The organism is Pseudomonas sp. SBT1-2 (assembly GCF_028640875.1).
In the GTDB taxonomy this organism is placed as follows: domain Bacteria; phylum Pseudomonadota; class Gammaproteobacteria; order Pseudomonadales; family Pseudomonadaceae; genus Aquipseudomonas; species Aquipseudomonas chlororaphis_I.
Genome location: NZ_JAQZAA010000082.1, coordinates 51461 through 72575 on the forward strand (window position 1 = coordinate 51461; position 21115 = coordinate 72575).

Annotated in this window: 20 protein-coding genes; 14 read left to right on the plus strand and 6 right to left on the minus strand. The window is 64.8% G+C overall.

Going from position 1 to position 21115, the window contains the following annotated elements:
- Window positions 1-404 precede the first annotated feature (404 nt).
- The 3 genes from PVZ78_RS15470 to PVZ78_RS15480 all read right to left on the minus strand — a co-directional run bounded on the left by PVZ78_RS15470 (window position 405) and on the right by PVZ78_RS15480 (window position 3784).
- Window positions 405-1169 carry a hypothetical protein gene (locus PVZ78_RS15470; protein ID WP_051423542.1) on the minus strand — a complete coding sequence of 255 codons (765 nt, stop codon included), beginning with the start codon at window positions 1167-1169 and terminating at the stop codon, window positions 405-407.
- Window positions 1170-1262: 93 nt separating this feature from the next.
- On the minus strand, window positions 1263-1898 hold the full coding sequence (locus PVZ78_RS15475) for a response regulator transcription factor (protein ID WP_273828919.1): 636 nt from the start codon (window positions 1896-1898) through the stop codon (window positions 1263-1265).
- Window positions 1895-3784 (minus strand): PAS domain-containing sensor histidine kinase, encoded by a 1890-nt coding sequence (locus tag PVZ78_RS15480; RefSeq protein ID WP_273828920.1) that lies wholly within the window; start codon window positions 3782-3784, stop codon window positions 1895-1897. Before PVZ78_RS15480 ends, PVZ78_RS15475 begins: the two co-directional genes overlap by 4 nt.
- A gap of 182 nt (window positions 3785-3966) precedes the next feature.
- On the opposite strand from PVZ78_RS15480, the gene PVZ78_RS15485 reads away from it, so the two are divergent.
- The 5 genes from PVZ78_RS15485 to PVZ78_RS15505 all read left to right on the plus strand — a co-directional run bounded on the left by PVZ78_RS15485 (window position 3967) and on the right by PVZ78_RS15505 (window position 9180).
- Window positions 3967-5589: an acyl-CoA synthetase gene (locus PVZ78_RS15485; protein ID WP_038580397.1), complete on the plus strand. Its 1623-nt coding sequence runs from the start codon at window positions 3967-3969 to the stop codon at window positions 5587-5589.
- A gap of 123 nt (window positions 5590-5712) precedes the next feature.
- A complete protein-coding gene (locus PVZ78_RS15490) occupies window positions 5713-7485 on the plus strand; it encodes an acyl-CoA dehydrogenase C-terminal domain-containing protein (protein WP_028682096.1) in 1773 nt (590 codons plus the stop codon).
- 107 nt (window positions 7486-7592) lie between these two features.
- On the plus strand, window positions 7593-7736 hold the full coding sequence (locus tag PVZ78_RS15495; protein ID WP_273828921.1) for a hypothetical protein: 144 nt from the start codon (window positions 7593-7595) through the stop codon (window positions 7734-7736).
- A gap of 50 nt (window positions 7737-7786) precedes the next feature.
- Window positions 7787-8401 (plus strand): hypothetical protein, encoded by a 615-nt coding sequence (locus PVZ78_RS15500; protein ID WP_110177251.1) that lies wholly within the window; start codon window positions 7787-7789, stop codon window positions 8399-8401.
- A 149-nt stretch (window positions 8402-8550) separates the two neighbouring features.
- Complete coding sequence (locus tag PVZ78_RS15505) at window positions 8551-9180, plus strand: HAD family hydrolase (RefSeq protein ID WP_273828922.1); 630 nt, start codon at window positions 8551-8553, stop codon at window positions 9178-9180.
- Between the two features lie 23 nt (window positions 9181-9203).
- On the opposite strand, the gene PVZ78_RS15510 is transcribed toward PVZ78_RS15505, so the two are convergent.
- Window positions 9204-10217, minus strand: coding sequence for an AraC family transcriptional regulator (locus PVZ78_RS15510; RefSeq protein WP_028682099.1), 1014 nt, complete (start codon window positions 10215-10217; stop codon window positions 9204-9206).
- 171 nt (window positions 10218-10388) lie between these two features.
- On the opposite strand from PVZ78_RS15510, the gene PVZ78_RS15515 reads away from it, so the two are divergent.
- The 7 genes from PVZ78_RS15515 (at window position 10389) to PVZ78_RS15545 (ending at window position 15853) form a co-directional block, all read left to right on the plus strand.
- Window positions 10389-11240, plus strand: coding sequence for a 3-hydroxybutyryl-CoA dehydrogenase (locus tag PVZ78_RS15515; protein ID WP_009048145.1), 852 nt, complete (start codon window positions 10389-10391; stop codon window positions 11238-11240).
- On the plus strand, window positions 11233-11829 hold the full coding sequence (locus PVZ78_RS15520; RefSeq protein ID WP_273828923.1) for a TetR/AcrR family transcriptional regulator: 597 nt from the start codon (window positions 11233-11235) through the stop codon (window positions 11827-11829). The genes PVZ78_RS15515 and PVZ78_RS15520 overlap by 8 nt, the downstream gene beginning before the upstream one ends.
- Window positions 11830-12105: 276 nt before the next feature.
- Window positions 12106-12294, plus strand: a complete 189-nt coding sequence (locus PVZ78_RS15525; RefSeq protein ID WP_009048143.1) for a DUF1843 domain-containing protein — start codon at window positions 12106-12108, stop codon at window positions 12292-12294.
- A gap of 34 nt (window positions 12295-12328) precedes the next feature.
- Window positions 12329-12973, plus strand: coding sequence for a DUF1842 domain-containing protein (locus tag PVZ78_RS15530; protein WP_273828924.1), 645 nt, complete (start codon window positions 12329-12331; stop codon window positions 12971-12973).
- A gap of 52 nt (window positions 12974-13025) precedes the next feature.
- Window positions 13026-13607, plus strand: coding sequence for a DUF1842 domain-containing protein (locus PVZ78_RS15535; protein WP_009048141.1), 582 nt, complete (start codon window positions 13026-13028; stop codon window positions 13605-13607).
- A 151-nt stretch (window positions 13608-13758) separates the two neighbouring features.
- Entirely contained in the window at window positions 13759-15222 is a 1464-nt protein-coding gene (locus PVZ78_RS15540) for a GDL motif peptide-associated radical SAM/SPASM maturase (protein WP_273828925.1), read from the plus strand.
- 217 nt (window positions 15223-15439) lie between these two features.
- Entirely contained in the window at window positions 15440-15853 is a 414-nt protein-coding gene (locus PVZ78_RS15545) for a VOC family protein (RefSeq protein ID WP_016704872.1), read from the plus strand.
- 47 nt (window positions 15854-15900) lie between these two features.
- Here the strand turns inward: PVZ78_RS15545 and PVZ78_RS15550 are convergent, their stop codons facing one another.
- The gene (locus PVZ78_RS15550; RefSeq protein WP_009048138.1) at window positions 15901-16407 is read right to left on the minus strand and encodes a winged helix-turn-helix transcriptional regulator; all 507 of its coding nucleotides are present in this window, start codon (window positions 16405-16407) and stop codon (window positions 15901-15903) included.
- A gap of 114 nt (window positions 16408-16521) precedes the next feature.
- On the opposite strand from PVZ78_RS15550, the gene fabF reads away from it, so the two are divergent.
- Entirely contained in the window at window positions 16522-17790 is a 1269-nt protein-coding gene (gene fabF, locus PVZ78_RS15555) for a beta-ketoacyl-ACP synthase II (RefSeq protein WP_198920002.1), read from the plus strand.
- Between the two features lie 421 nt (window positions 17791-18211).
- Window positions 18212-20020: a calcium-binding protein gene (locus tag PVZ78_RS15560; protein ID WP_273828926.1), complete on the plus strand. Its 1809-nt coding sequence runs from the start codon at window positions 18212-18214 to the stop codon at window positions 20018-20020.
- A 318-nt stretch (window positions 20021-20338) separates the two neighbouring features.
- Here PVZ78_RS15560 and PVZ78_RS15565 read toward each other — a convergent pair whose 3' ends face one another.
- The gene (locus PVZ78_RS15565) at window positions 20339-20800 is read right to left on the minus strand and encodes a GNAT family N-acetyltransferase (protein ID WP_232539760.1); all 462 of its coding nucleotides are present in this window, start codon (window positions 20798-20800) and stop codon (window positions 20339-20341) included.
- Window positions 20801-21115: the final 315 nt, after the last annotated feature.

The window sequence follows — 21115 nt, forward strand, 5'->3', positions numbered from 1 at the left end:
CCGTCCTGCTCTTGCTTTGGCTTTTGATCTGAAAGCCCCGTTAACCACGATGGCCGAACGCAGGTATTGAGCCGTGGGTAACCCGGCAGGGATGCTGGGTTAGCCGCCCCAGGCCATGGATGGCCTGTGGCGGCGGCCCACGGATCAATGCCGGAGTGAGGGCATGCCGAGCCTAGGTGAGGGACCGAGTGGTGGGGCAAAGCGTTTTGGTTACTTTGGACTGGGCCGGCTTCCGGATCTTCCAAAGTGACCCGCCGTAAGGGCGGAACCCTAAGTGGCCGTTACCGCAGGAATGGATATGTACACCGTCCAAGAAATGCAGTGTCAGAACCGGCGCCATCGCGAGCAAGCTTCGCTCCTACAGGAGCCCAGCAGCCGTTACCGCAGCAACGGATATGTCCCCCCTACTGCACCGGCAAAAAATTCATCAACAACAAACTCTGCGCGTAGTTCAGGCCAATACGCCGATAACGCTCGTCAAGCATCTGAGTCAGCAGGTCAAGACGCGCCACAATCTTCCCAAACTCCACAGCAAAACTCAGATTGCTGCCCTCCTCCGAGATCTCATTGGAAAACAGCAACAACTCCCCATTGGCACCCTGCCGCTGGCTGAGCATCCAGGTGGCCTTTTCGATATTGCGTGCAGCGTTGCTGACGAACTGCGGATCGATAGTGTCGGTCATGAAAAACTCGGTACGCCCGCCATGAGCGGTCACCAGCATGCTGCCAATGGCATAGATAAAGGCCCCAACCCGGTCGCCACGAAACTCCGGGCTCAAGGCATAACTCAGTGCCGCCAGGTCGCGACGGTTGCCCAGGGCCGGCAAGTCCTTCTGCTGCTCGATGGCCTGGCGGATATCCCGCGCGGCGCTGGTGGCATCGGTATACCCCCACTCACGCCACTGGTTGGGGTTGCGCAGGTAAAGCTTGTTCATCAGCAGGTACAGGCTTTGCAGGTTGTCGCGCATGCTCAGGGTGGCCATGCGGTCGACGCTGGTCTGGAAGAACTCCTGGGGTTTGCCATTGCTGAACTGGTGGGCCATGTCACGCCCCTGCTGCTGGCTGCAGCCACTGGCGCAGACCATCAAGACAGCGGCCAGCCACAACGGCTGGCGCAGCATGCGCAGGCAAAACACGCGCAGAAAACAACGAGAAAGCGGATAAACCATCGGCACCGTTCTGGACTCTGGCCGCGCGGGGGATCGGCGCGGCCTGGCCCTGAATAGAACCGCAAAAACGCAAAAAGTGCGGTGGCCCGAGCCTCAGCGCAATTGCAGCGGGTCCACCAGCCCGACGGCGATGGCCATGCCCACCAGTTCCGGCAGGTGTTCGGCCTGCATGCGTTTCATCACCCGTGACCGATACAGGTCGACGGTCTTGACGCTGACCCCCAGCTGCTCGGCGATCTCGCGATTGCTGTAGCCCTGCACCAACGGCAGCAACACATCCTTCTCCCGCGGCGTGAGGCTCTCCAGGCGCGCTTCGACCCGGGCCTGCCCGGCGTTGCGGCTGTGGCGGTCGTCGGCGCGACTGAGGGCCTGCTGCACGCTGTCCAGCAGCAACTGTTCGTTGTAGGGCTTCTCGATGAAGTCCACGGCGCCGGCCTTGAACGCCCGCACCACGATGGGCACATCAGCGTGGCCGCTGACGAAGATCAGCGGCAGGTGGATATCCCGCTGGCGTAGCTCTTCCTGGACATTCAGCCCGCCCATGCCGGGCATGCGCACATCCAGCAGCACGCAGGCGTCGAGGCTCGGGTCGCAGTGTTCGAGGAACTCCCGGCCGCTGGTGAAGGGCACCGCCTTGAGGCCCACCGACTCCAGCAGCCAGACGGTGGAGTCGAGCATGCCCGGGTCGTCGTCGACCACATACACCAGCTGCTGCGCCGCACTCGTCATTGCCTTGCTCCTGTTGTCGGATGGGTGGGTGAATCGGCTTGCGCCGGGGCCGTCGCCGGCAAGTGGCAGCACATCTTCAGGCCGCGGCTCTGGGGCTGGGCCTGCAAGTCGCCGCCGAAGCCTTCGACGATGCTGCGGCTCATGGACAGCCCGAGCCCCAGGCCGTTGGCCTTGCTGGTGTAGAACGGGGTGAACAGCTGCGCCAGTTGCTCGGCGGAGACGCCCGGGCCCTGGTCGCTGACGCTGACCTCGACCCCGCCTTCGCCGCTGGCCTGGGCACCGAGGACGATCTGCGAGCCCTGCTGCGGATGCACCTCGCGATTGGCCTCGATGGCGTTGCGCAACAGGTTCAACAGCACCTGCTCGAGCAAGATCCGGTCGGCGTACACCGGCGGCAGATTATCCGCCAGGCGCAGCTCGATCGTCACCTGGCAGGCCTGCGCCTCCCAGGCGCACAGGCGCACCGTTTCCCGGGCCACCTCGGCGAGGTCCAGGGCCTGGACCCGGCGCCCGCCCTTGCGCAAAAAGGCCCGCAGGCGCTTGATCACTTCGGCGGCGTGGGTGGCCTGTTCGGCGATCCGCTCCAGGCCCTGGGCGACCTTTTGCACAGCCTGGGGTTGAGTATCCAAGGCTTGCAGATAGCGCTGGCTGGCGTTGGCGTAATTGACCACCGCCGCCAGCGGCTGATTGATCTCATGGGCGATGCCTGAGGCCAGTTCGCCCAGGGTCACCAGGCGCGCGGTGTGGGCCAGTTCGTCCTGGTGATGGCGCTGCTGGGCCTCGCGCAATTCCCGTTCGCTCTGGTCGTGGGCCACCAGGGAATAGAAGCGCTCGCCACTGGCCGCGCGATGGGCCAGCAGCATCAGCGACACCGGCACCGACGCGCCGCCGGCCGGCGGTTGCAGGCGCGCCTCGATGCTCCAGCGGCCTGTGTGTTCGGCGCGGTGCCAGCCTTCGCGTTGCAGGCTGTCCAGCACCTCCGGGGTGAGGATGCTCGCCAGGTCCGGCATCGGCTGCCCGGCCTCCAGGCCCAGGGTGCGCCGGGCCGCCGGGTTGAGGTAGGTCACCGCGCCGCCCGGCTGGATGAACAGCACCGGGTCGGGGTTGGCCTCCACCACTTCCGCCAGGCGCCGTTTGTTCTCTTCGGCCTGGACCCGGGAGGTGATGTCCCGGGACACCGCCACCACTTCCACCACCGCCCCGGTGTAGGTTTCGCGGATCGCCCGGCAGGCGGTCTCGAACCACAGGTAATGGCCGTCGCGATGGCGGATGCGGAAGGTCATGGTGTGGTAGCCGTCCTGCTCCAGGGCGTCCCGGGTGCGCTGCGTCAGCCCGGCCAGGTCCTGGCTGTGGAACAGGCTGCGGGCCAGGCGCCCGCGCAGCTCTTCGGGCCAGTAGCCGAGCAGGGTCCAGGACGCCGGCGAGGCGTCGAGAAAGGTGCCGTCCGGGGTATGCCGGGAAATCAGGTCGGTGGTGTTCTCGGTGATCAGCCGGTACAGGCGCCGGGCCGTGGCCGACTCGCGCTCGGCGAGGATCTGCGCCGTGGCTTCGCGGCAACGGGCCAGGACCCGTTGCCGGTGCGGGTCGGGGATAAAGCTCCAGAGCAACACCCGCTCGCCCCACTGGGCCTCGACCTCTTCGATGGCACGCTGTTGCTCCAGGCACGCGCGGACCAGGGCCGGGTGATTGACCGGCAGCAGCGCCGCGACCTCGCTCGACGCCTCGGCATCCAGCCATTGCCGGAGCGCCGGATTCAGGTCCAGCGGCCGCGCCTCGGCGTCCAGCAACAGGCTGGGTTGCGGGTCATGGCCGAGCCAGGGCGAATCCGGCAGCCGGCCTTCACGCTGCAGGTGCAGCCAGCGGCTCAAGTGGGTGGAGGTGGGCATTGTCGATAAACCTGCGGGCTGGATCAGCGAATTATTAATATAGTAGAAATACTATACAACTCAGGTAGTACTTCCATACCCATTGCCAAGCAGTATATAAAAGCCTCCGGATAAGTCACCGAGCGCGGCCAAAAAGCCTCTCGGCCAATAGAGCTAACAATCAGCCACCGGGTACCCGAACCATGTCCATCTACGAGCAAGGCCTCGCGCCGACGGCCGTCAACCATATCGCCCTGTCCCCCTTGAGCTTCATCGAGCGCACCGCCGCCGTTTACCCCGATTACCCGGCGGTGATCCACGGTTCGATCCGCCGCACCTGGGCCCAGACCTACAGCCGCTGCCGGCGCCTGGCCTCGGCCCTGGCCGGGCGCGGGATCGGCAAGAACGACACGGTGGCGGTGATGCTGCCGAATATCCCGGCCATGCTCGAAGCCCACTTCGGCGTGCCGATGATCGGCGCCGTGCTCAATGCCCTCAACGTGCGCCTGGACGCCGAGGCCATCGCCTTCATGCTGGCCCATGGCGAGGCCAAGGTGCTGATCGCCGACCGTGAGTTCCATGAGGTGATCCACGCCGCCGTCGCCATGCTCGACCAGCCTCCGCTGGTGATCGACCTCGACGACCCCGAGTACGGCGAGGGCCAGCCGGTCAGCGAGCTGGACTACGAGGCCTTCCTCGCCGAGGGCGACCCGGAATTCGCCTGGCAGTGGCCGGATGACGAATGGCAGGCCATCGCCCTGAACTACACCTCAGGCACCACCGGCAACCCCAAGGGCGTGGTCTATCACCACCGCGGCGCCTACCTCAACGCCCTGGGCAACCAGATGACCTGGGCCATGGGCAACCACCCGGTGTACCTGTGGACCCTGCCGATGTTCCACTGCAACGGCTGGTGCTACCCCTGGACCGTCACCGCCCTGGCCGGGGTGCATGTGTTCCTGCGCCGGGTCGACCCGCAGAAGATCCTCAACCTGATCCGCGAGCACCAGGTCACGCACCTGTGCGGCGCGCCGATCGTGCTCAATGCCCTGGTGAACATGCCGGACTCGGCCAAGGCCGCCATCGACCACCCGGTCAATGCCATGGTCGCCGGGGCCGCGCCACCGGCCAAGGTGATAGGCGCGGTGGAGGAAATGGGCATCAAGGTGACCCACGTCTACGGCCTGACCGAGGTCTACGGCCCGGTAACCCTGTGCGCCTGGCACGCGGCCTGGGACGAGTTGCCCCTGGAACAGCGGGCGCAGATCAAGTCGCGCCAGGGCGTGCGTTACCCGACCCTGGAAGGGGTGATGGTGGCCGACCCGAAAACCCTCGAACCCACGCCCCGCGACGGCCAGACCATCGGCGAGATCTTCATGCGCGGCAACACGGTGATGAAGGGCTACCTGAAGAACCCCAGCGCCACCGCCGAGGCCTTCGAGGGCGGCTGGTTCCACACCGGCGACCTGGGGGTGACCCACCCGGACGGTTATGTGGAGATCCGCGACCGGCTCAAGGACATCATCATTTCCGGTGGCGAGAACATCTCCACCATCGAACTGGAGGGCGTGCTGTATCGCCACCCGGCGGTGCTGGAAGCCGCGGTGGTGGCTCGGCCCGACGAGAAATGGGGCGAGACGCCCTGCGCCTTCATCACCCTCAAGGCCGACCACCAGCAGGTCAGCGAGGCGCAGATCATCGCCTTCTGTCGGGAACACCTGGCGGGCTTCAAGGTGCCGCGCACCGTGGTGTTCAGCCAGTTGCCCAAGACCTCCACCGGCAAGATCCAGAAATTCGTCCTGCGCGACATGGCGAAAAACCTCTAGCTTGAATAGACAAAAACCCCGCGCACGCCGTTGCCCTGCTGGGAGTCGGCATGGCGGGGTCTACCCTTTTTGAATCACCCGGCCCCGGCCGTTCAACCTCCACTTTTGCCCGAGGTTCCTGCAATGCCCGAATTCAACGCTCCCCTGCGCGACATGCGCTTTGTCCTGCATGAAGTGTTCAACGCGCCCAAACTCTGGGCCCGGCTGCCGGCCCTGGCCGAGACGGTGGACGCCGATACCGCCGATGCGATTCTCGAAGAGGCGGCCAAGGTCACCGGCCAGCTGATCGCCCCGCTCAACCGCAGCGGCGACGAGGAAGGCGCCACCTGGGACAACGGCCGGGTGCGCACCCCCGCCGGTTTCAAGGAGGCCTACGGCACCTACATCCAGGGCGGCTGGGTCGGCCTGAGCGGCAACCCGGCCTACGGCGGCATGGGCATGCCGAAGATGCTCGCGGTGCAGTTCGAAGAGATGCTCTACGCCGCCAATTCCAGCTTCGCCCTGTATTCGGCCCTGAGTTCCGGCGCCTGCCTGGCCATCGACGCCCACGCCAGCGAGGCACTCAAGCAACTGTACCTGCCACCCATGTACGAAGGTCGCTGGGCCGGTTCCATGTGCCTGACCGAGGCCCATGCCGGCACCGACCTGGGGATCATCCGCACCCGCGCCGAACCCCAGGCCGATGGCAGCTACCGGATCAGCGGCAGCAAGATCTTCATCACCGGCGGCGAGCAGGACCTGACCGAAAACATCATCCACCTGGTCCTGGCCAAACTGCCGGACGCCCCGGCCGGGCCCAAGGGCATCTCGCTGTTCCTGGTGCCGAAGATCCAGGTCGACGCCCAGGGCAACCTCGGCCAGGCCAACGCGGTGAGCTGCGGTTCCATCGAACACAAGATGGGGATCAAGGCCTCGGCCACCTGCGTGCTGAACTTCGACGGCGCCACTGGCTGGCTGATCGGCGAGGCCAACAAGGGCCTGGCGGCGATGTTCACCATGATGAACTACGAGCGCCTGTCCATCGGCATCCAGGGCATCGGTTGCGCCGAGAACGCCTACCAGAACGCCCGCACCTATGCCCGCGAGCGCATCCAGAGCCGCTCGCCCGCAGGCCCGGTGGCCAAGGACAAGATCGCCGACCCGATCATCGTCCACCCCGACGTGCGGCGCATGCTGCTGTCCATGAAAGCCATGACCGAGGGCGGCCGGGCCTTCGCCAGCTACGTCGGCCAGCAGCTGGACCTGGCCAAGTTCGCCGACCAGCCCCACGAGCGGCACAACGCCGAGGCCCTGGTGGCGCTGTTGACCCCGGTGGCCAAGGCGTTCTTCACCGACACCGGGCTGGACAGTTGCATCCTCGGCCAGCAGGTCTTCGGCGGCCACGGCTATATCCGCGAATGGGGCCAGGAACAGCTGGTGCGGGATGTGCGCATCGCGCAGATCTACGAAGGCACCAACGGTATCCAGGCCCTCGACCTGCTGGGCCGCAAGGTGGTGGGCAACGGCGGCGTGGCCCTGCGCCTGTTCACCGGCGAGATCCGCGACTACGCCTACCTGCCCGGCGCCGCCTACGCCGCCGAATTGCTGGACGCGGTGCAGCGCCTGGAAGACCTCAGCGACTGGCTGCGCGAACAGGCGGTGCAGAACCCCAACGCGGTGGGCAGCGCCTGCGTCGAGTACCTGCACCTGTTCGGCTACGTGGCCTACGCCTACCTGTGGGCGCGCATGGCCCAGGTGGCCGAGCACAAGCACGCCGAGGACGAAAGTTTCTACGGCGCCAAGCTGGCCACTGCGCGCTTCTACTTCAGCCGCCTGCTGCCGCGCATCCTCAGCCTGGAGCAGAGCATCCGCGCCGGCAGCTCCTCGCTGTTCGGCCTGGAAGCAGAGCAGTTCTAACCCCCTCGGGCGGGGCCTCCGTGCCCCGCCCTGCTGCACGGCGGCTGATGCAAAACCGGCGGCGGCCTTGCATACTGCGCGCCCCGAACACCGCCCAAGGAAGAAACGTGTTGGCGCCTGCCCCGATCATTGCCCGGCCAGCCATGCTGCTGCCCGACACTGTGCACCTGATCCGCACCTTCGCTACTCGCCCATTCCAGCCTGGTGAACCGACCCTGTCCGCCACCGGCAGTGGCTTGCCATTCCTTTGAATCCGGCACGCCCCGTGCCATCCCCTTTCCTGTCTTTGCCGAGTACGCCCATGCATCGTCTGTTCACTTTGTGGTTATGGATCAACGCCGTCCTCAGCGGAATCGCCGTAGCGGCCCCGCTGTCCGTGATGGTGTTTACCGACCTGCAACTGATCGTCCCCCGGGACGTCAGCGGCACCCTGTTCGGCGGGGCCATGGGCTTTCAGCTGTACCTCGGCATCTGGCTCCTCTGCGCCCTCGGCCTGGGCCTGGCCCTGCTCACGCGCATGCCCGGCGCCCGCCTGGCCTGGATCGTCGCCGGCCTGGTGCCGCTGCTGCTGGGCGCCTGGTGGCGGATCAATTACCCGGACGATGCCGACGGCAACCTGATCTTCAGCCCGCAAGCCTGGGAGCTGGACTACGCCATGGCGATCGGCTGCGGCCTGGTCTTCAGCGGTCTGTACTGGTACCGGCGTGGGCGCCTCAAGCCCCGCCCGGTCGCCACTAGCGCGGATGTGCTGCTGCCCCGGACCGTCGGCGCGCTGATCCTCGCCGGCGTGTTCCTCCTCCCACCGCTGAACTTCATCAAGCAGCAGGCCCTGCCCAACTGTGCGTTCAACAAGGCCGGGCAACAGCTGACGGTGTGCCTGGGCGATGACCCGAACGAACAGGTGATTGTCGACTGAAAGAGGGCTGTGGCCCCGGCTCGAACAGCCCGGCGAGCAGCGCACGTCGCTGCGCCGGAAACCGGGCCCGGGCCGTCGGCAAATTGCATTGCATCGCCTACCGTCGCAGGATGTCTGCCCTGACCCACAACCGCTCAAAGGACGTGCTCATGACAATTCGTGCTGTGGTTTTCGATTTTGGTGGCGTGCTGTTCGACTGGAATCCGCACCATCTGTACCGCCAACTGATCCCTGACGATGCCCGCCGCCAATGGTTCCTCGACACCATTTGCACCCAGGCCTGGAATACCCGGCAGGACGCCGGGCGAACGCTGGCCGAAGCGACCCGCAGCCTGGTGGCCGAACACCCGGAACATGCGCCCCTGATCGAGGCCTATTACGGGCGCTGGCCGGAAATGCTCCGCGGCCAGCTGGATGACGGCGTGGCCTTGCTGGAAGACCTGCATCAGGCGCAGATGCCGCTGTTCGGGCTGACCAACTGGTCCCAGGAAACCTTCCCCTATGCCTGGGACAACTATCCGTTCCTGCAGCGTTTTCGCGACATCGTGGTGTCCGGGCAGGAGCGGCAGATCAAGCCTGACGCAGAGATCTACCACACCACCCTGCAACGCATCCGCGCGCACCTGCCAGAGGTAGCGCCTCAGGAGCTGGTGTTCATCGACGATCACGCGCCGAATATCGTCGCCGCCAACGCCCTGGGCTGGAATGCGATTCACCATCAGTCCGCGGCTGAAACCCGTCGCCAGTTGCAGGCGTTGGGGTTGGGGTTGTCGGTTTGAACTGAGGCGGGCGCGCCAGCCCGTCAGGTTGTCGGCTGGTACCGCGCGCGATAGCGCCCCGGGCTTTCGCCGGTCCATTTCTTGAACGCGCGGTGGAAGGCGCTGGGCTCCTGGAAGCCGGTGCGCTCGGCGATTTCGCCGATGCTCGCGCGGCTCTGGCGCAGCAGTTCGACGGCCATGCCACGGCGCACTTCGTCCTTGATTTCCTGGTACGACACACCCTCGCGCTCCAGGCGCCGCCGCAGGGTGCTGGGGCTGACCTGCACCTCGCCGGCGAAGGCTTCCAGGGTCGGCCACTGGCTGTAATGACTGCGGCGCAAGCGTTGATAGACCTGGGTCGCCAGGCCGTGCTGGTTGCGAAAACGGATCACCAGCCACTGCGGCGCGCTGCGCAGAAAGACCTTGAGCGAGGCCAGATCCTGGACCACCGGCAGGCGCAGGAAACGGCTGGCGAACTCGATTTCGGTGCGCTCGGCGCCGAAGGTCAGGTTCGGCCCCCAGAGCAAGGCATCGTCGCTCAGGGACAGGCGCGGATAACGGAAGTCGGCGCGGTCGATGGCAATGCGCCGCCCGCCGAGCCAGCACAGCAGGCTGATCATCAGCACCAGGAAGGTCTCTTCGCCAAAACGCCCGGTGGCCTCATCGCGAGGCTGGCTGTCGAGGCTCAGCACCGCGCGCTTGCCGCGCACACTGAGGCTGCCGCGAAAGTCGCGCAGGAACAGGCCGAAGTTGGCCAGGCATTGGCGCAGGGCTTTTTCCAGGGTCGGCTCCTGGATCAGCCCCCGGCAGATCAGGGCGAAAGCGCCCGGCGGCAGGCCGTGGGAATCGAGCCGGAAAAACTCGTCCTGCAGCTCGCGGATCTGGATCAGCCACAGGGCCGCGAACGCGCTGGCCGGCACCCGCGCCTCGGGCTGGCCGAGCAAGGCCGGATCGATGCCCGCCTCGGCCAGCACCGCGGCCAGGCGCTCGGGTCGCTCACGCAAGGCGTGGACCATGACCTGCACGAAGTAGACCGCGACCGAATCCTTTTCCCGCATGGAATGACTGCTCTCTGTGGCTGTGAACATGGCAAAAAACGCCAGCGCGGCTGAGCGCTTTTGGCATAGGCCGGGGTCGGCGCGGGCACTAGACTCGCGCCTCGAAGGTTGCATTGCAAGACGCGTTCGCGCTGCTCTGCGACACGCCCGGACGAAGAAAGAGAAGCCAAGATGAATCTGCAGAATATCGGCGTGATCGGCGCCGGCACCATGGGTAACGGAATCGCTCAGGTCTGTGCCCAGGCCGGGTTCGAAGTGACCTTGCTGGACATCAGCGACAGCGCCCTGCAAAAGGCCCTGGCCACGGTGAGCAAGAACCTCGACCGGCTGATCGCCAAGGGCAGCCTGGACGAAGTACAGAAACAGGCGACGCTGGGGCGCATCCGCACCAGCACCGACTACGCCAGCCTGGTCGACGCGCACCTGGTGATCGAGGCCGCCACGGAAAACCTCGAGCTGAAACTGCGGGTGCTGCAACAGATCGCCGCCCAGGTTGCCAGCACCTGTGTGATCGCCTCCAACACCTCGTCGCTGTCGATCACCCAGCTCGCCGCCAGCGTCAGCGCGCCCGAGCGCTTTATCGGCCTGCACTTCTTCAACCCGGTGCCGGTGATGGGCCTGATCGAAGTGATTCGCGGCCTGCAGACCAGCGACGCGACCCACACCCTGGCCCTGGACATGGCCACGCGCCTGGGCAAGGTCGCGATCACCGCCGGCAACCGCCCGGGCTTCGTGGTCAACCGGATCCTGGTGCCGATGATCAACGAGGCGATCCTGGTGTTGCAGGAAGGCCTGGCCAGCGCCGAGGACATCGACGCCGGCATGCGCCTGGGCTGTAACCAGCCGATCGGCCCGCTGGCCCTGGCCGACCTGATCGGCCTGGACACCCTGCTGGCGATCCTTCAAGCCCTCTACGATGGCTTCAACGACAGCAAATACCGGCCCGCGCCGCTGCTCAAGGAAATGGTCGCCGCCGGTTACCTGGGGCGCAAGACCGAACGCGGCTTCCACCGCTATGGCTGAGCGTTGCTCGCGTTTTGCCGAAAGCCGCGACAAGGCCCTGGAGCTGTTAGCCAGCAAGGGCTTCGGCCAGGTCGGCATGCGCGAGCTGGCGAGCCATCTGGGGCTGACCCCGGGCTCGCTGTATCACCATTACCCGAGCAAGCAGCACCTGCTGCTGGACCTGATCGAAGAGTTCTACGACGAACTGCTCGATACCCTGGGGCGCATCGAACGGCGGCGCAAGGCGCCGGACGATCGCCTGCGCACCCTGATCCGCGCCCACCTGAAACTGCACCGGGAACTGCCCCGGCATTTCCGCCTGGTGGAGCGCGACAGCGGTTGCCTGAACCCGGACCAGCAGGAGCGCGTGCGCCAGCTGCGCGAGCAATATGAACGCCGCCTGCTGATGCTCCTCGGCCCGCTGCCGCGGCTCGGCGACGCGGTGCTGCTGGCCACCGGGCATGCCATCGCCAGCCTGCTCAACAATGCGCCCGGCTGGCTGGCCGAACAGCCGTTGGCCGAACACGAGCGCGAAACCCTGCTGGAACACCTGCTCAGCGGCGCCCTGGAACGGCTGTTGAACAGCTCGCCGCAGAGTGCCGTGGCCTGACGCCGGGCCGGGGGCGATCCTGCCCTTTTCCGCCCACTTCCGGGAGTCGAAGTGCGCAGCGCCGCTTGTATCTATTCTTCGTAAGCCGCGCCCTGCTGATTGCCAAACGCGCTATATCGCCGCGCCAGTTGCTTGTCCCGCCTGAATATATTTTTTCCCGATAACGGCTATTCAAAGTTATTCAGTGGCCCTTGCGTTTGCCCCGAGCCCGGCCTGCTTAACTGCAAAAGCTGCCGGATAGCGCAGTCTCTACAACCTCCCACGGAAGGCAACGCCATGAGTTCATCCTCGCAACATGTCATTCCGCCCTATGGAGTGGCGATTCAGAAAGCAATCTCCCTCGGCAACCTGCCGCAGATGAAGTCCCTGCTCAAACAGCGCGATAAATCCCAGAAAGAATCCAAGGATCTGAGCAGCGCTTACGAGCAGTTGGCACAGGAAGTCGCCCGTCTGGAACGGCGCTAAGGCCGTTCCATTTTCTAATGCACTGGAGGCAATCATGTCCGGTTCCACTACGTCCCCTGTTGGCCTGTTTCCGCTCAGCTACCGGATCGGCAATCTGACCCCGGGCGCGCCGAGCCTTACCCTCGACCTTCTGGTCTACACCCCCGAGCAGACCGTGCGCGGCACCTCGGTGGTGACCCAGGCCACCAACCCGCCGCTGGACCTGCCGTCCGATGTGTGGGGGCAATACACTTACCTGACCGTCATGCCACCCAGCTCGAGCAAGATCCTGGTCACCGCCCAGGGTAACCAGGGCGGGCCGGGCTCGAACTCGATCGTCACCTTCAAGATTCAGCTGGTGGTGGACCACGACTGGAAGAACGGCATCGCCAACTACCAGTACTACAACGGCCAGCGCTGGGTATCGGTGGAGAACGCACCGGCCCACCTCGTCGAGTCGGTACCCTCCTACGCCTTGTCAGCCCTGCCAATACCACTGGAGCCCGGCCCGGTCCTGCTGCCGTATCCACCGATCACCCCGCTGTATGCCGCGCCGATCCATGGCGCCATCGCCAGCGGCGACCTGACCCAGATGAAGAGCCTGGCCAGCCTGGCCCAGCAGCAACTGGACCAGTTGCCCCAGCTGCGCAGCGCGCTGGATGCGGCCAAGGACGAGATCGGCCGGCTCGAGCGGCGCTGACCACGGCGTGCCAACCCACCGACTTCCCTGAACAAGAACAAGGAGTTGCACCATGCAAACTGGACTGTTCCATACCCGTATCCAAGCCACCACGGGGCTGTTGGGTGCCCCGGTTCTGACCCTCGACCTGTTGGTCAACACCGTGCAGAAAAAAGTCAGCGGCGTGGCCCGCGTGTTCAAGAGCACTTACCCGCCGGTGAACTTCTTCGCCGACGTGTGGGGCGACTATTCCAAGGCACAGCTGCACCCGTCGACCGAAGGCCACATCATCCTGAGCCTGACCGGCAACCCCAGCGGCCCGACCAGCCAGATCGCCGCGACCTTCCACCTGCACGGGATTCTCGGGCTCGACTGGGCCAGCGGTTTCGCCAGCTACAAATACTGCTACCAGGGCAACTGGCAGGACGTGCAGCACGCCACGGTCAGCCAGGCGTCGATCCCGCACCCCGAGCCTGTGCCCCATCACCCCGTGCCGCTGTATGCGGTGGCGGTGCAGCAGGCGCAAAGCAGCGGTGACCTGGCGCAGCTCAAGGCGGTCGTCCGCCAGGGCGAGCAGCAACTGGCCAGCAGTGATGCGCTGCGCAGCGCCTTGCAGCAGCTGAACGCCGAGATCGCCCGCCTCGAAGCTCGCTGAGCAGTGGCGTCCGGGCCTGGCCTTCCTTCCTCGGGGCCAGGCCCGGTCTTCCATTGCAAACCATGTGTCCGCTCGGGCCGGCACCGCCAGGGACGGCGCGGACATCCACCAGGTTCGTGCCGCGCGCCTGTGTGCGCCCAAAGGACTGTCCATGTCAGCCAATCGCCCCGCCCGCTACCTCAGCGAAACCGACCTCAAGCGTTACGTACCGGTGCATGTGGTCTGGGAAATCACCCTCGCCTGCGACCTCAAGTGCCTGCATTGCGGCTCGCGCGCCGGCCATCGACGCCCCAACGAACTGAACACCCAGGAATGCCTCGACGTGATTGACGCCCTCGCCGCCCTCGGCACGCGGGAGGTCACCCTGATCGGCGGCGAAGCCTATTTGCGCAAGGACTGGACCCGCCTGATCCGGGCCATCCACGACCATGGCATCTACTGCGCGATCCAGACCGGCGGGCGCAACCTCACCCCGGCGAAAATGCAGGCCGCGGTGGAGGCCGGGCTCAACGGCGTGGGGGTTTCGCTGGACGGCCTGGCGCCCTTGCATGACGCCGTGCGCAACGTCCCGGGCTCCTTCGACAAGGCCGTGGACACCCTGCGCCGGGCCAAGCAGGCCGGGCTCGCGGTCAGCGTCAACACGCAGATCGGCGCGGCCACCCTGCCCGACTTGCCGGAGCTGATGAACCTGATCATCGAGCTGGGCGCCACCCATTGGCAGATCCAGCTGACGGTGGCCATGGGCAACGCGGTGGATCACCCGGAACTCTTGCTGCAACCCTATCAACTGCTGGAAGTCATGCCGCTGCTCGCGCGCCTCTACCGCGAAGGCCAGGAACGCGGCCTGCTGATGAACGTGGGCAACAACATCGGTTACTACGGCCCATACGAGCATATGTGGCGCGGTTTCGGTGACGAGCGCGTGCACTGGAGCGGCTGCGCCGCCGGGCAAACGGTGCTGGCCCTGGAAGCCGACGGCACGGTGAAGGGTTGCCCGTCACTGGCGACGGTGGGGTTCTCCGGCGGCAATGTGCGCGACATGAACCTGCACGACATCTGGCACTACAGCGAAGGCATGCATTTTGGCCGCCTGCGCTCGGTCGACGACCTCTGGGGTTATTGCCGCACCTGCTACTACAACGACGTGTGCCGCGGCGGCTGCACCTGGACCTCGCACTCGCTGCTGGGCAAGCCGGGCAACAATCCGTACTGCCACTACCGCGCCCTGGACCTGCAGAAAAAGGGCCTGCGCGAACGCATCGTCAAACTCGAGGACGCCGCCAAGGCCTCGTTCGCGGTCGGGCGCTTCGACCTGATCACCGAACGCATCGACACCGGCGAGACGGTCAGCAGCGTCAGCGACAGCGGCCAGGTGATCAAGCTGGCGTGGATCAACCAGGGGCAGAAATCCCCCGAGGAAGGACGCCTGCCCACCCGGTTGGCCCTGTGCCGCAGCTGTTGGCAATACCTCCATAGCCACGAAACCACCTGCCCGCACTGCTCGGCCGATGTGGCCAGCGCCGAGGCCGACTACCTGGCCGACCGCGCCCGGCAGCAGGCGATCATGGATCGCCTGACCGGCCTGCTGGGCATGCCCCAGACCCGGCTGGTGTAGCGCCACCCCAGGCTCGCCGCCGACTCGGCGGCGGGCCTGACAGTGAGTGCACCAAGGGTGATAACCCGTCACCGCCCCAATGAGAAAACCGTCTAAGAACAAGCCCACTGCCACCCAGGTTTAGGCTTTGCTAGTGGAGGTCTCAATCCATCGGTTTTTTGCCAGCGGGCCGGCTTATCCGGCGCGCCCGCTGCCCTGCCATCCGGGAGTCACCAGCATGAAAATCAATCCCTACCTGATCTTCAACGGCGATTGCGCAGCCGCCTTCAAGTTCTACGCCCAGAGCCTGCAAGGCACCCTCGAAGTGATGATGACCTTCGGCGAAAGCCCCGCCCGCGAGCATGTTCCCGCCGAGTATCACAACCTGATCATCCACACCCGCCTGCTGGTGGGCGACCAGGCCATCATGGGCTCGGACAGCACGCCCGATCGACCTTACGCGGGGATCCACGGCTGCTCGATATCGCTGAATGTCGACAGCATCGCCGAGGCCGAGCGGGTATTCGCCGCGCTGGCGGACCAGGGCACTGTGCAGATGCCGTTGGAGGCCACCTTCTGGGCGGCGCGCTTCGGCATGCTGGTCGACCGCTTCGGCGCCTCGTGGATGGTCAACTGCGAAAAGGACCAGTGACAGGCGCTGGTGGTTAAGCCCAAGGTGCCGCGGCGATCCGCGGCACCTCAGGCTTCGCCCTTGGCCTCCATCACCTGCAGCGCTCCCAGGCGCTGACGTATGCCTTCGCTGGCCATCGGCCCGGCCTGGACCGTGCAGTGCTCCAGCGGTACCGGGCGGCCATCGACCAGGTCAGCCATCATCGGCCGCACCGGCCGGCCGGTGGCGCGCTCGACGATCTGCACGCTTTCCCCTTCCGGCGCGTAATGGCGATTGCCCCAGGCAACGAACGCCATCAGCACCACACGGAAGTCCTCGCCCCGGGCCGTCGGCACATACTGGTAGCGCAGCGGCCGCTGGCTGTAGGCCTGGCGCTCGAGCAAGCCGGCCTCGACCAGCGAATTCAAGCGCCGGGTGAGCATGTTGGGGGCGATCTCCAGGCTGCGGGAAAACTCCTCGAAACGCCGCAGGCCATGCAGGGCGTCGCGCATGATCAGGATGCTCCACCACTCGCCCACCCGCTCCAGACTGCGGGCAATCGGGCATTCGTCGTGAAGGAGGGTCTTGCGTTGCATGGCGGCTCCTCGGAGTTCGCAGTTGCGTATTTGTGGTTCGGGCATGTTACTTTCATGATGATAGTGACGTCCATAGAGCGACACACCCTACTCGAGATGAAGGAGCTGAAGGTCATGAATAAACGCATTGTCGTCACTGGCATGGGCGCATTGACCCCGCTGGGCTGCGGCGTCGAACAGGTCTGGCAACGCCTGCTGGCCGGGCAATCGGGTATCCGCCGGCTACCGGAAGAACTGATCGGCGACCTGCCGATCAGCATCGGCGGCCAGGTTCCGGACCGCATCCAGGACCCGCAGGCCGGCTTCGATCCGGACGCGCTGCTGGCGCCCAAGGAACAGCGCAAGATGGACCGCTTCATCCTGTTCGCCCTCGCCGCCGCCCAGGAGGCGCTGACCCAGGCCGGCTGGGTGCCGCAGACCGCGGAAGAGCAGGAACGTACCGCCACCATCATCGCTTCGGGCGTGGGCGGCTTCCCGGCCATCGCCGACGCCGTGCGCACCACCGACAGCAAGGGGCCGCGGCGTCTTTCGCCGTTCACCATTCCATCCTTCCTCAGCAATATGGCCGCCGGTCATGTGTCGATCCAGCATGGCCTGAAGGGGCCGCTGGGCACGCCGGTGACGGCCTGCGCCGCGGGTGTCCAGGCCATCGGCGACGCCGCGCGGATGATTCGTGCCGGGGAGATCGACGTCGCGGTCTGCGGGGGCACGGAAGCCACGATTCACCGGGTCAGCCTGGCCGGTTTCGCTGCCGCTCGCGCCCTGTCGAGCGATTTCAACGACACCCCGGAACGTGCTTCGCGGCCCTTCGACCAGGCGCGCGACGGCTTTGTGATGGGCGAAGGCGCCGGCCTGCTGGTGATCGAGGAGCTGGAACACGCCCTGGCCCGGGGCGCCACGCCGATCGCCGAACTGGTGGGCTACGGCACCAGCGCCGACGCCTATCACATGACCGCCGGGCCAGAAGATGGCGACGGTGCCCGCCGCGCCATGCAACAGGCGTTGCGTCAGGCCGGCGTCGAGCCGTCCCAGGTCCAGCACCTGAACGCCCACGCGACCTCGACCCCGGTGGGCGACAAAGGCGAACTGGCGGCGATCAAGAGTGTGTTTGGCAACAGCAGCGAGCTGGCCATCGCCTCGACCAAGTCGGCCACCGGCCACCTGCTGGGCGCCGCCGGCGGGATCGAAGCGATCTTCACCATCCTGGCGCTGCGCGACCAGATCGCCCCCGCCACCCTCAACCTGGAAAACCCGGATGCCGGCGCGCAAGGCCTCAACCTGATTCGTGGCCAGGCGCAGCCCCTGGCGATGGAATACGCCTTGTCCAATGGCTTCGGCTTTGGCGGGGTGAATGCCAGCGTGCTGTTCCGGCGCTGGGGGTAAGGCCGGGATTGTTCACCGGGCATAACGTGGTTTCAGTGCGGCTTCGCTGAAACCTCGATGTGCCCGGCCAGCCTTGTACAGCTGGGTATTTTCAGTCGGATGTCGACACGTTCGGCACCTTCGCCAGGTTGCCGTGCATGCATCCGACTTCAAAGGTAAAGAGGATGGGCGGCTGCGAGCCACCCTCAAGCTGACCAAACTGTAATGACGCTGGATTTATAGCGGCTGGATCGGGCTTTCCCTAGGACAATCGTGCCAACACCCCCCTTGCCTGGCCCACACCCTCCACATGAATGAGTAGCTTGGGCGCAGATTCCGGGGCACGCAGTCACCAGGCTCCGCAATCCGAGCGAAGAAGAACAAGAAGACTTCAGCTCTTGTTTTTTTTCATGACTTTTTAGTTTGTGAGGGAAAACGAACCATGGCGATATTCGACTACAAGGGCCAAGACGGTCGCGTGCTCATTTCAGATGCCTGGAACCTGGCCACCTACACCAGCGGTGTAGCGACGGTAGGGGCGCTCTACAACCTGCCCGGGGCGGTCCTGGGCGAAGGCAACACCTTTGCCCTGCCCAAGGGCTGGCGCGAAATCAGCGCCAGTGACCTGGGCATCGACGGCAGCCACCTCGACCTGACAGGCAGCTTCAAGGGCGAGAACGTATCCGGCTCCCAGGCCAAGGTGTTCGGCCAGTACGACGAGAGCGGCAAGCTGGTCAAAATGGGCTTTTCGATTGCCGGCACCAACTCGCCGATGGACCTGCTGGGCTACCCGGCGATGATCGACAACTCCTATATCCACGGCTACGACTACCTGCTCGACTCGATCAAGAACTACGCCACCAGCCATAACCTGACGGGCAAGGATGTGCTGGTCACCGGCTACAGCCAGGGCGGCTCCGTGACCAACAGCATGTACCTGGGCAGGGACACCCTGGCCGACGGCTTTTTCAAGGATTCGGACTACTTCGGCATGGCCTCGCCCAAGGCCAGCAACAGTGACGGCATCTTCAACTTCGGCTTCGAAAACGACATCGTGCATCGGCTGATCGGCGAACAGACCGACCTGAGCGGCGCCATTCTCGCGGCCCTCAAAGGCAGTGACGCCAGCTACACCTCGACCACCGACAACATCGTGCTGTTCGACACGGTCTACGCCCTGCCCACCTGGCCCAACGGCCCCTTCTCCGTGGTCAATCCCAACGGCTGGGTGGCGCACCTCGAAGGCATCTTCATCAACCCTATCCAGCGCATCGGCCAGTCGACGTTCTACGACTACATCGAGCGCGACAGCACCATCATCATCAGCAACCTCGACCCGGTCAGCCGCAGCTTTACCTGGGTCAGCGACAAATACTCCGCCACCTCCAACCACTTCGGCACTCCGGCCTTTCTCCTCGGCACGGACAGCGCGGACAAGCTGCAGGACGGCAGGAACGACGACTTCCTGGACGGCTTCGCCGGCAACGACAGCTTCAAGGTCAGCACCGGCACCGACATCGTCGCGGGCGGGGTGGGCGACGACAAAGTCTTCCTGCAGGGTACGGTCTCCAGCTACGAAGCCGTGCGCCTGAGCGATGGCAGCCTGTTTCTCAACGACACCGGCGGGCGTTACGGCCTCAAGGAGCTGCACGACGTCGAACATGTCGAGTTCGAAGGCCTCCTGGGCCAGGCCTTGACCCCGGCCTATACCGTGACCAGCAGCAAGCTCAACTTCGAAGGCCTGTTCGGATCGGACAAGAGCTACGCCAAGGCCACCGAAGGCACGCAGTTGGCCGACCTCCTGAAGGGTACCGCCGGCCGCGACCTGATCTTCGGCCAGGGCGGTGACGACCTTATTGAAGGCGGTGCGGGCCATGATCTGCTGCACGGTGGAAGTGGCAACGACACCCTGCTCGGCGGCAGTGGCAACGACGCCCTCTACGGTGGCGCACAGAACGACATCCTGGTCGGCGGCCTGGGCAACGACACCCTCAGTGGTGGCGTGGGCAGCGATCTGTTTGTCTTCGACCAGGGCGGGTTCGGCCATGACCTGATCAGCGACTTCAACGTTCACCAGAACGGCTTCGATCAGTTGGTGTTCTCCAAATCCCTGTTCGCCTCCGCGGCTGCGGTCATCAGCGCCACCAGCCAGCAAGGCAGCGACAGCCTGATCGTGGCGGGAGACAGCAGCATCACCCTGGTAGGGTTCAACCCCGCGCAACTCAGTGCGGATATGATCAGCCTGGTCTGATGCTCGATGGGCACGCCCTCCGTTAGTGTGAGGGTGTTGCTCCAGCCGGCTTTGGCCACTTCAGAAACACAAAGGGTCCACCTTGGGGTGGGCCCTTTTTTTGATCGTCCATTCTTTATTTAGGGCACTTGAGCCATCGGCAAGCTCACCCCACACACATCCGATGAAGACTCTGCTCTTGAGCTTGTATCGATCTGCTCCATCAGGCCGCTCCGGATACGCCGGATGGTTTGTTGCGGGCAGAAAAAACCCGGCTCGATGGCCGGGTTTCTGTTCAGTCAATCCTGCACTCGCAATACCGATCGGTAACCGCGAGCACTATGTCCTCAGGCGCATCACGAGCTCGCCATCAAGCACCTCGCCCGTCTCTAGAAACCCCTCGGAGGCATAAAGATTGCGCGCCCCAATATTCTCCGGCGCGACGCCCAGGGTGATGTCAGGACCTCCCGACAAGCCTCTCAGGTATGCCACCAGCGCACGCAGAGCTGCGCGTCCATACCCTAAACCTTGGTGGTGACGGTCAATCATCAGGCGATAGAGCCAGCGACCGTTATCGTCCGGGTCGAGGGCATGCATAAGGAAGCCGACCATTTCTCCAGAATGAACGGCGCGCACCGCCAAGGGTTCACACCAAGGACATTCGGCAGCTTCTTCCAATGATTCGGCGTTGCTGGCAATAAAGTCGATCTGTTCGTCACGCACTTGCAGAGCGCAACATTCTGCTTCTTCATCGCGAGTGGATATCGGAGCAAGAAGCACAGCGGGGTAAAGCGTACGCATTGGGTTTTCTCCGCGGGGCAGTGATCGCCCCTCCAGCATTTCGTTGATGGTTCAGTAGCGAAAACATCGTTGGAATCTGGGTCATAGGGCACCTCCTTTTTTCTCGCGGATGGAAACCGATTGGCTGATCCGGCCAAGCGGCGGCGAAATTCTAGAAAACCTCACTTTAACGACGCAAGCGATAGCCATGTTTTGAGAAGAGCTCCTGGTCACCTGAAGCACAAGCCCATGCAAAAACCCAGGATCACTGGACGAAAGTTGATGAGCGCTCCGAGCAGAGCGAGCCGGCCGCTGCTTTCGCATGATTAAGGGTTA

Bases quoted from the DNA above. Each gene is read 5' to 3' on its own strand.
- PVZ78_RS15470 (WP_051423542.1), bottom strand. From the start codon at position 1,169: ATGGTTTATCCGCTTTCTCGTTGTTTTCTGCGCGTGTTTTGCCTGCGC.
- PVZ78_RS15475 (WP_273828919.1), bottom strand. From the start codon at position 1,898: ATGACGAGTGCGGCGCAGCAGCTGGTGTATGTGGTCGACGACGACCCG.
- PVZ78_RS15480 (WP_273828920.1), bottom strand. From the start codon at position 3,784: ATGCCCACCTCCACCCACTTGAGCCGCTGGCTGCACCTGCAGCGTGAA.
- PVZ78_RS15485 (WP_038580397.1), top strand. From the start codon at position 3,967: ATGTCCATCTACGAGCAAGGCCTCGCGCCGACGGCCGTCAACCATATC.
- PVZ78_RS15490 (WP_028682096.1), top strand. From the start codon at position 5,713: ATGCCCGAATTCAACGCTCCCCTGCGCGACATGCGCTTTGTCCTGCAT.
- PVZ78_RS15500 (WP_110177251.1), top strand. From the start codon at position 7,787: ATGCATCGTCTGTTCACTTTGTGGTTATGGATCAACGCCGTCCTCAGC.
- PVZ78_RS15505 (WP_273828922.1), top strand. From the start codon at position 8,551: ATGACAATTCGTGCTGTGGTTTTCGATTTTGGTGGCGTGCTGTTCGAC.
- PVZ78_RS15510 (WP_028682099.1), bottom strand. From the start codon at position 10,217: ATGCGGGAAAAGGATTCGGTCGCGGTCTACTTCGTGCAGGTCATGGTC.
- PVZ78_RS15515 (WP_009048145.1), top strand. From the start codon at position 10,389: ATGAATCTGCAGAATATCGGCGTGATCGGCGCCGGCACCATGGGTAAC.
- PVZ78_RS15520 (WP_273828923.1), top strand. From the start codon at position 11,233: ATGGCTGAGCGTTGCTCGCGTTTTGCCGAAAGCCGCGACAAGGCCCTG.
- PVZ78_RS15525 (WP_009048143.1), top strand. From the start codon at position 12,106: ATGAGTTCATCCTCGCAACATGTCATTCCGCCCTATGGAGTGGCGATT.
- PVZ78_RS15530 (WP_273828924.1), top strand. From the start codon at position 12,329: ATGTCCGGTTCCACTACGTCCCCTGTTGGCCTGTTTCCGCTCAGCTAC.
- PVZ78_RS15535 (WP_009048141.1), top strand. From the start codon at position 13,026: ATGCAAACTGGACTGTTCCATACCCGTATCCAAGCCACCACGGGGCTG.
- PVZ78_RS15540 (WP_273828925.1), top strand. From the start codon at position 13,759: ATGTCAGCCAATCGCCCCGCCCGCTACCTCAGCGAAACCGACCTCAAG.
- PVZ78_RS15545 (WP_016704872.1), top strand. From the start codon at position 15,440: ATGAAAATCAATCCCTACCTGATCTTCAACGGCGATTGCGCAGCCGCC.
- PVZ78_RS15550 (WP_009048138.1), bottom strand. From the start codon at position 16,407: ATGCAACGCAAGACCCTCCTTCACGACGAATGCCCGATTGCCCGCAGT.
- fabF (WP_198920002.1), top strand. From the start codon at position 16,522: ATGAATAAACGCATTGTCGTCACTGGCATGGGCGCATTGACCCCGCTG.
- PVZ78_RS15560 (WP_273828926.1), top strand. From the start codon at position 18,212: ATGGCGATATTCGACTACAAGGGCCAAGACGGTCGCGTGCTCATTTCA.
- PVZ78_RS15565 (WP_232539760.1), bottom strand. From the start codon at position 20,800: ATGCGTACGCTTTACCCCGCTGTGCTTCTTGCTCCGATATCCACTCGC.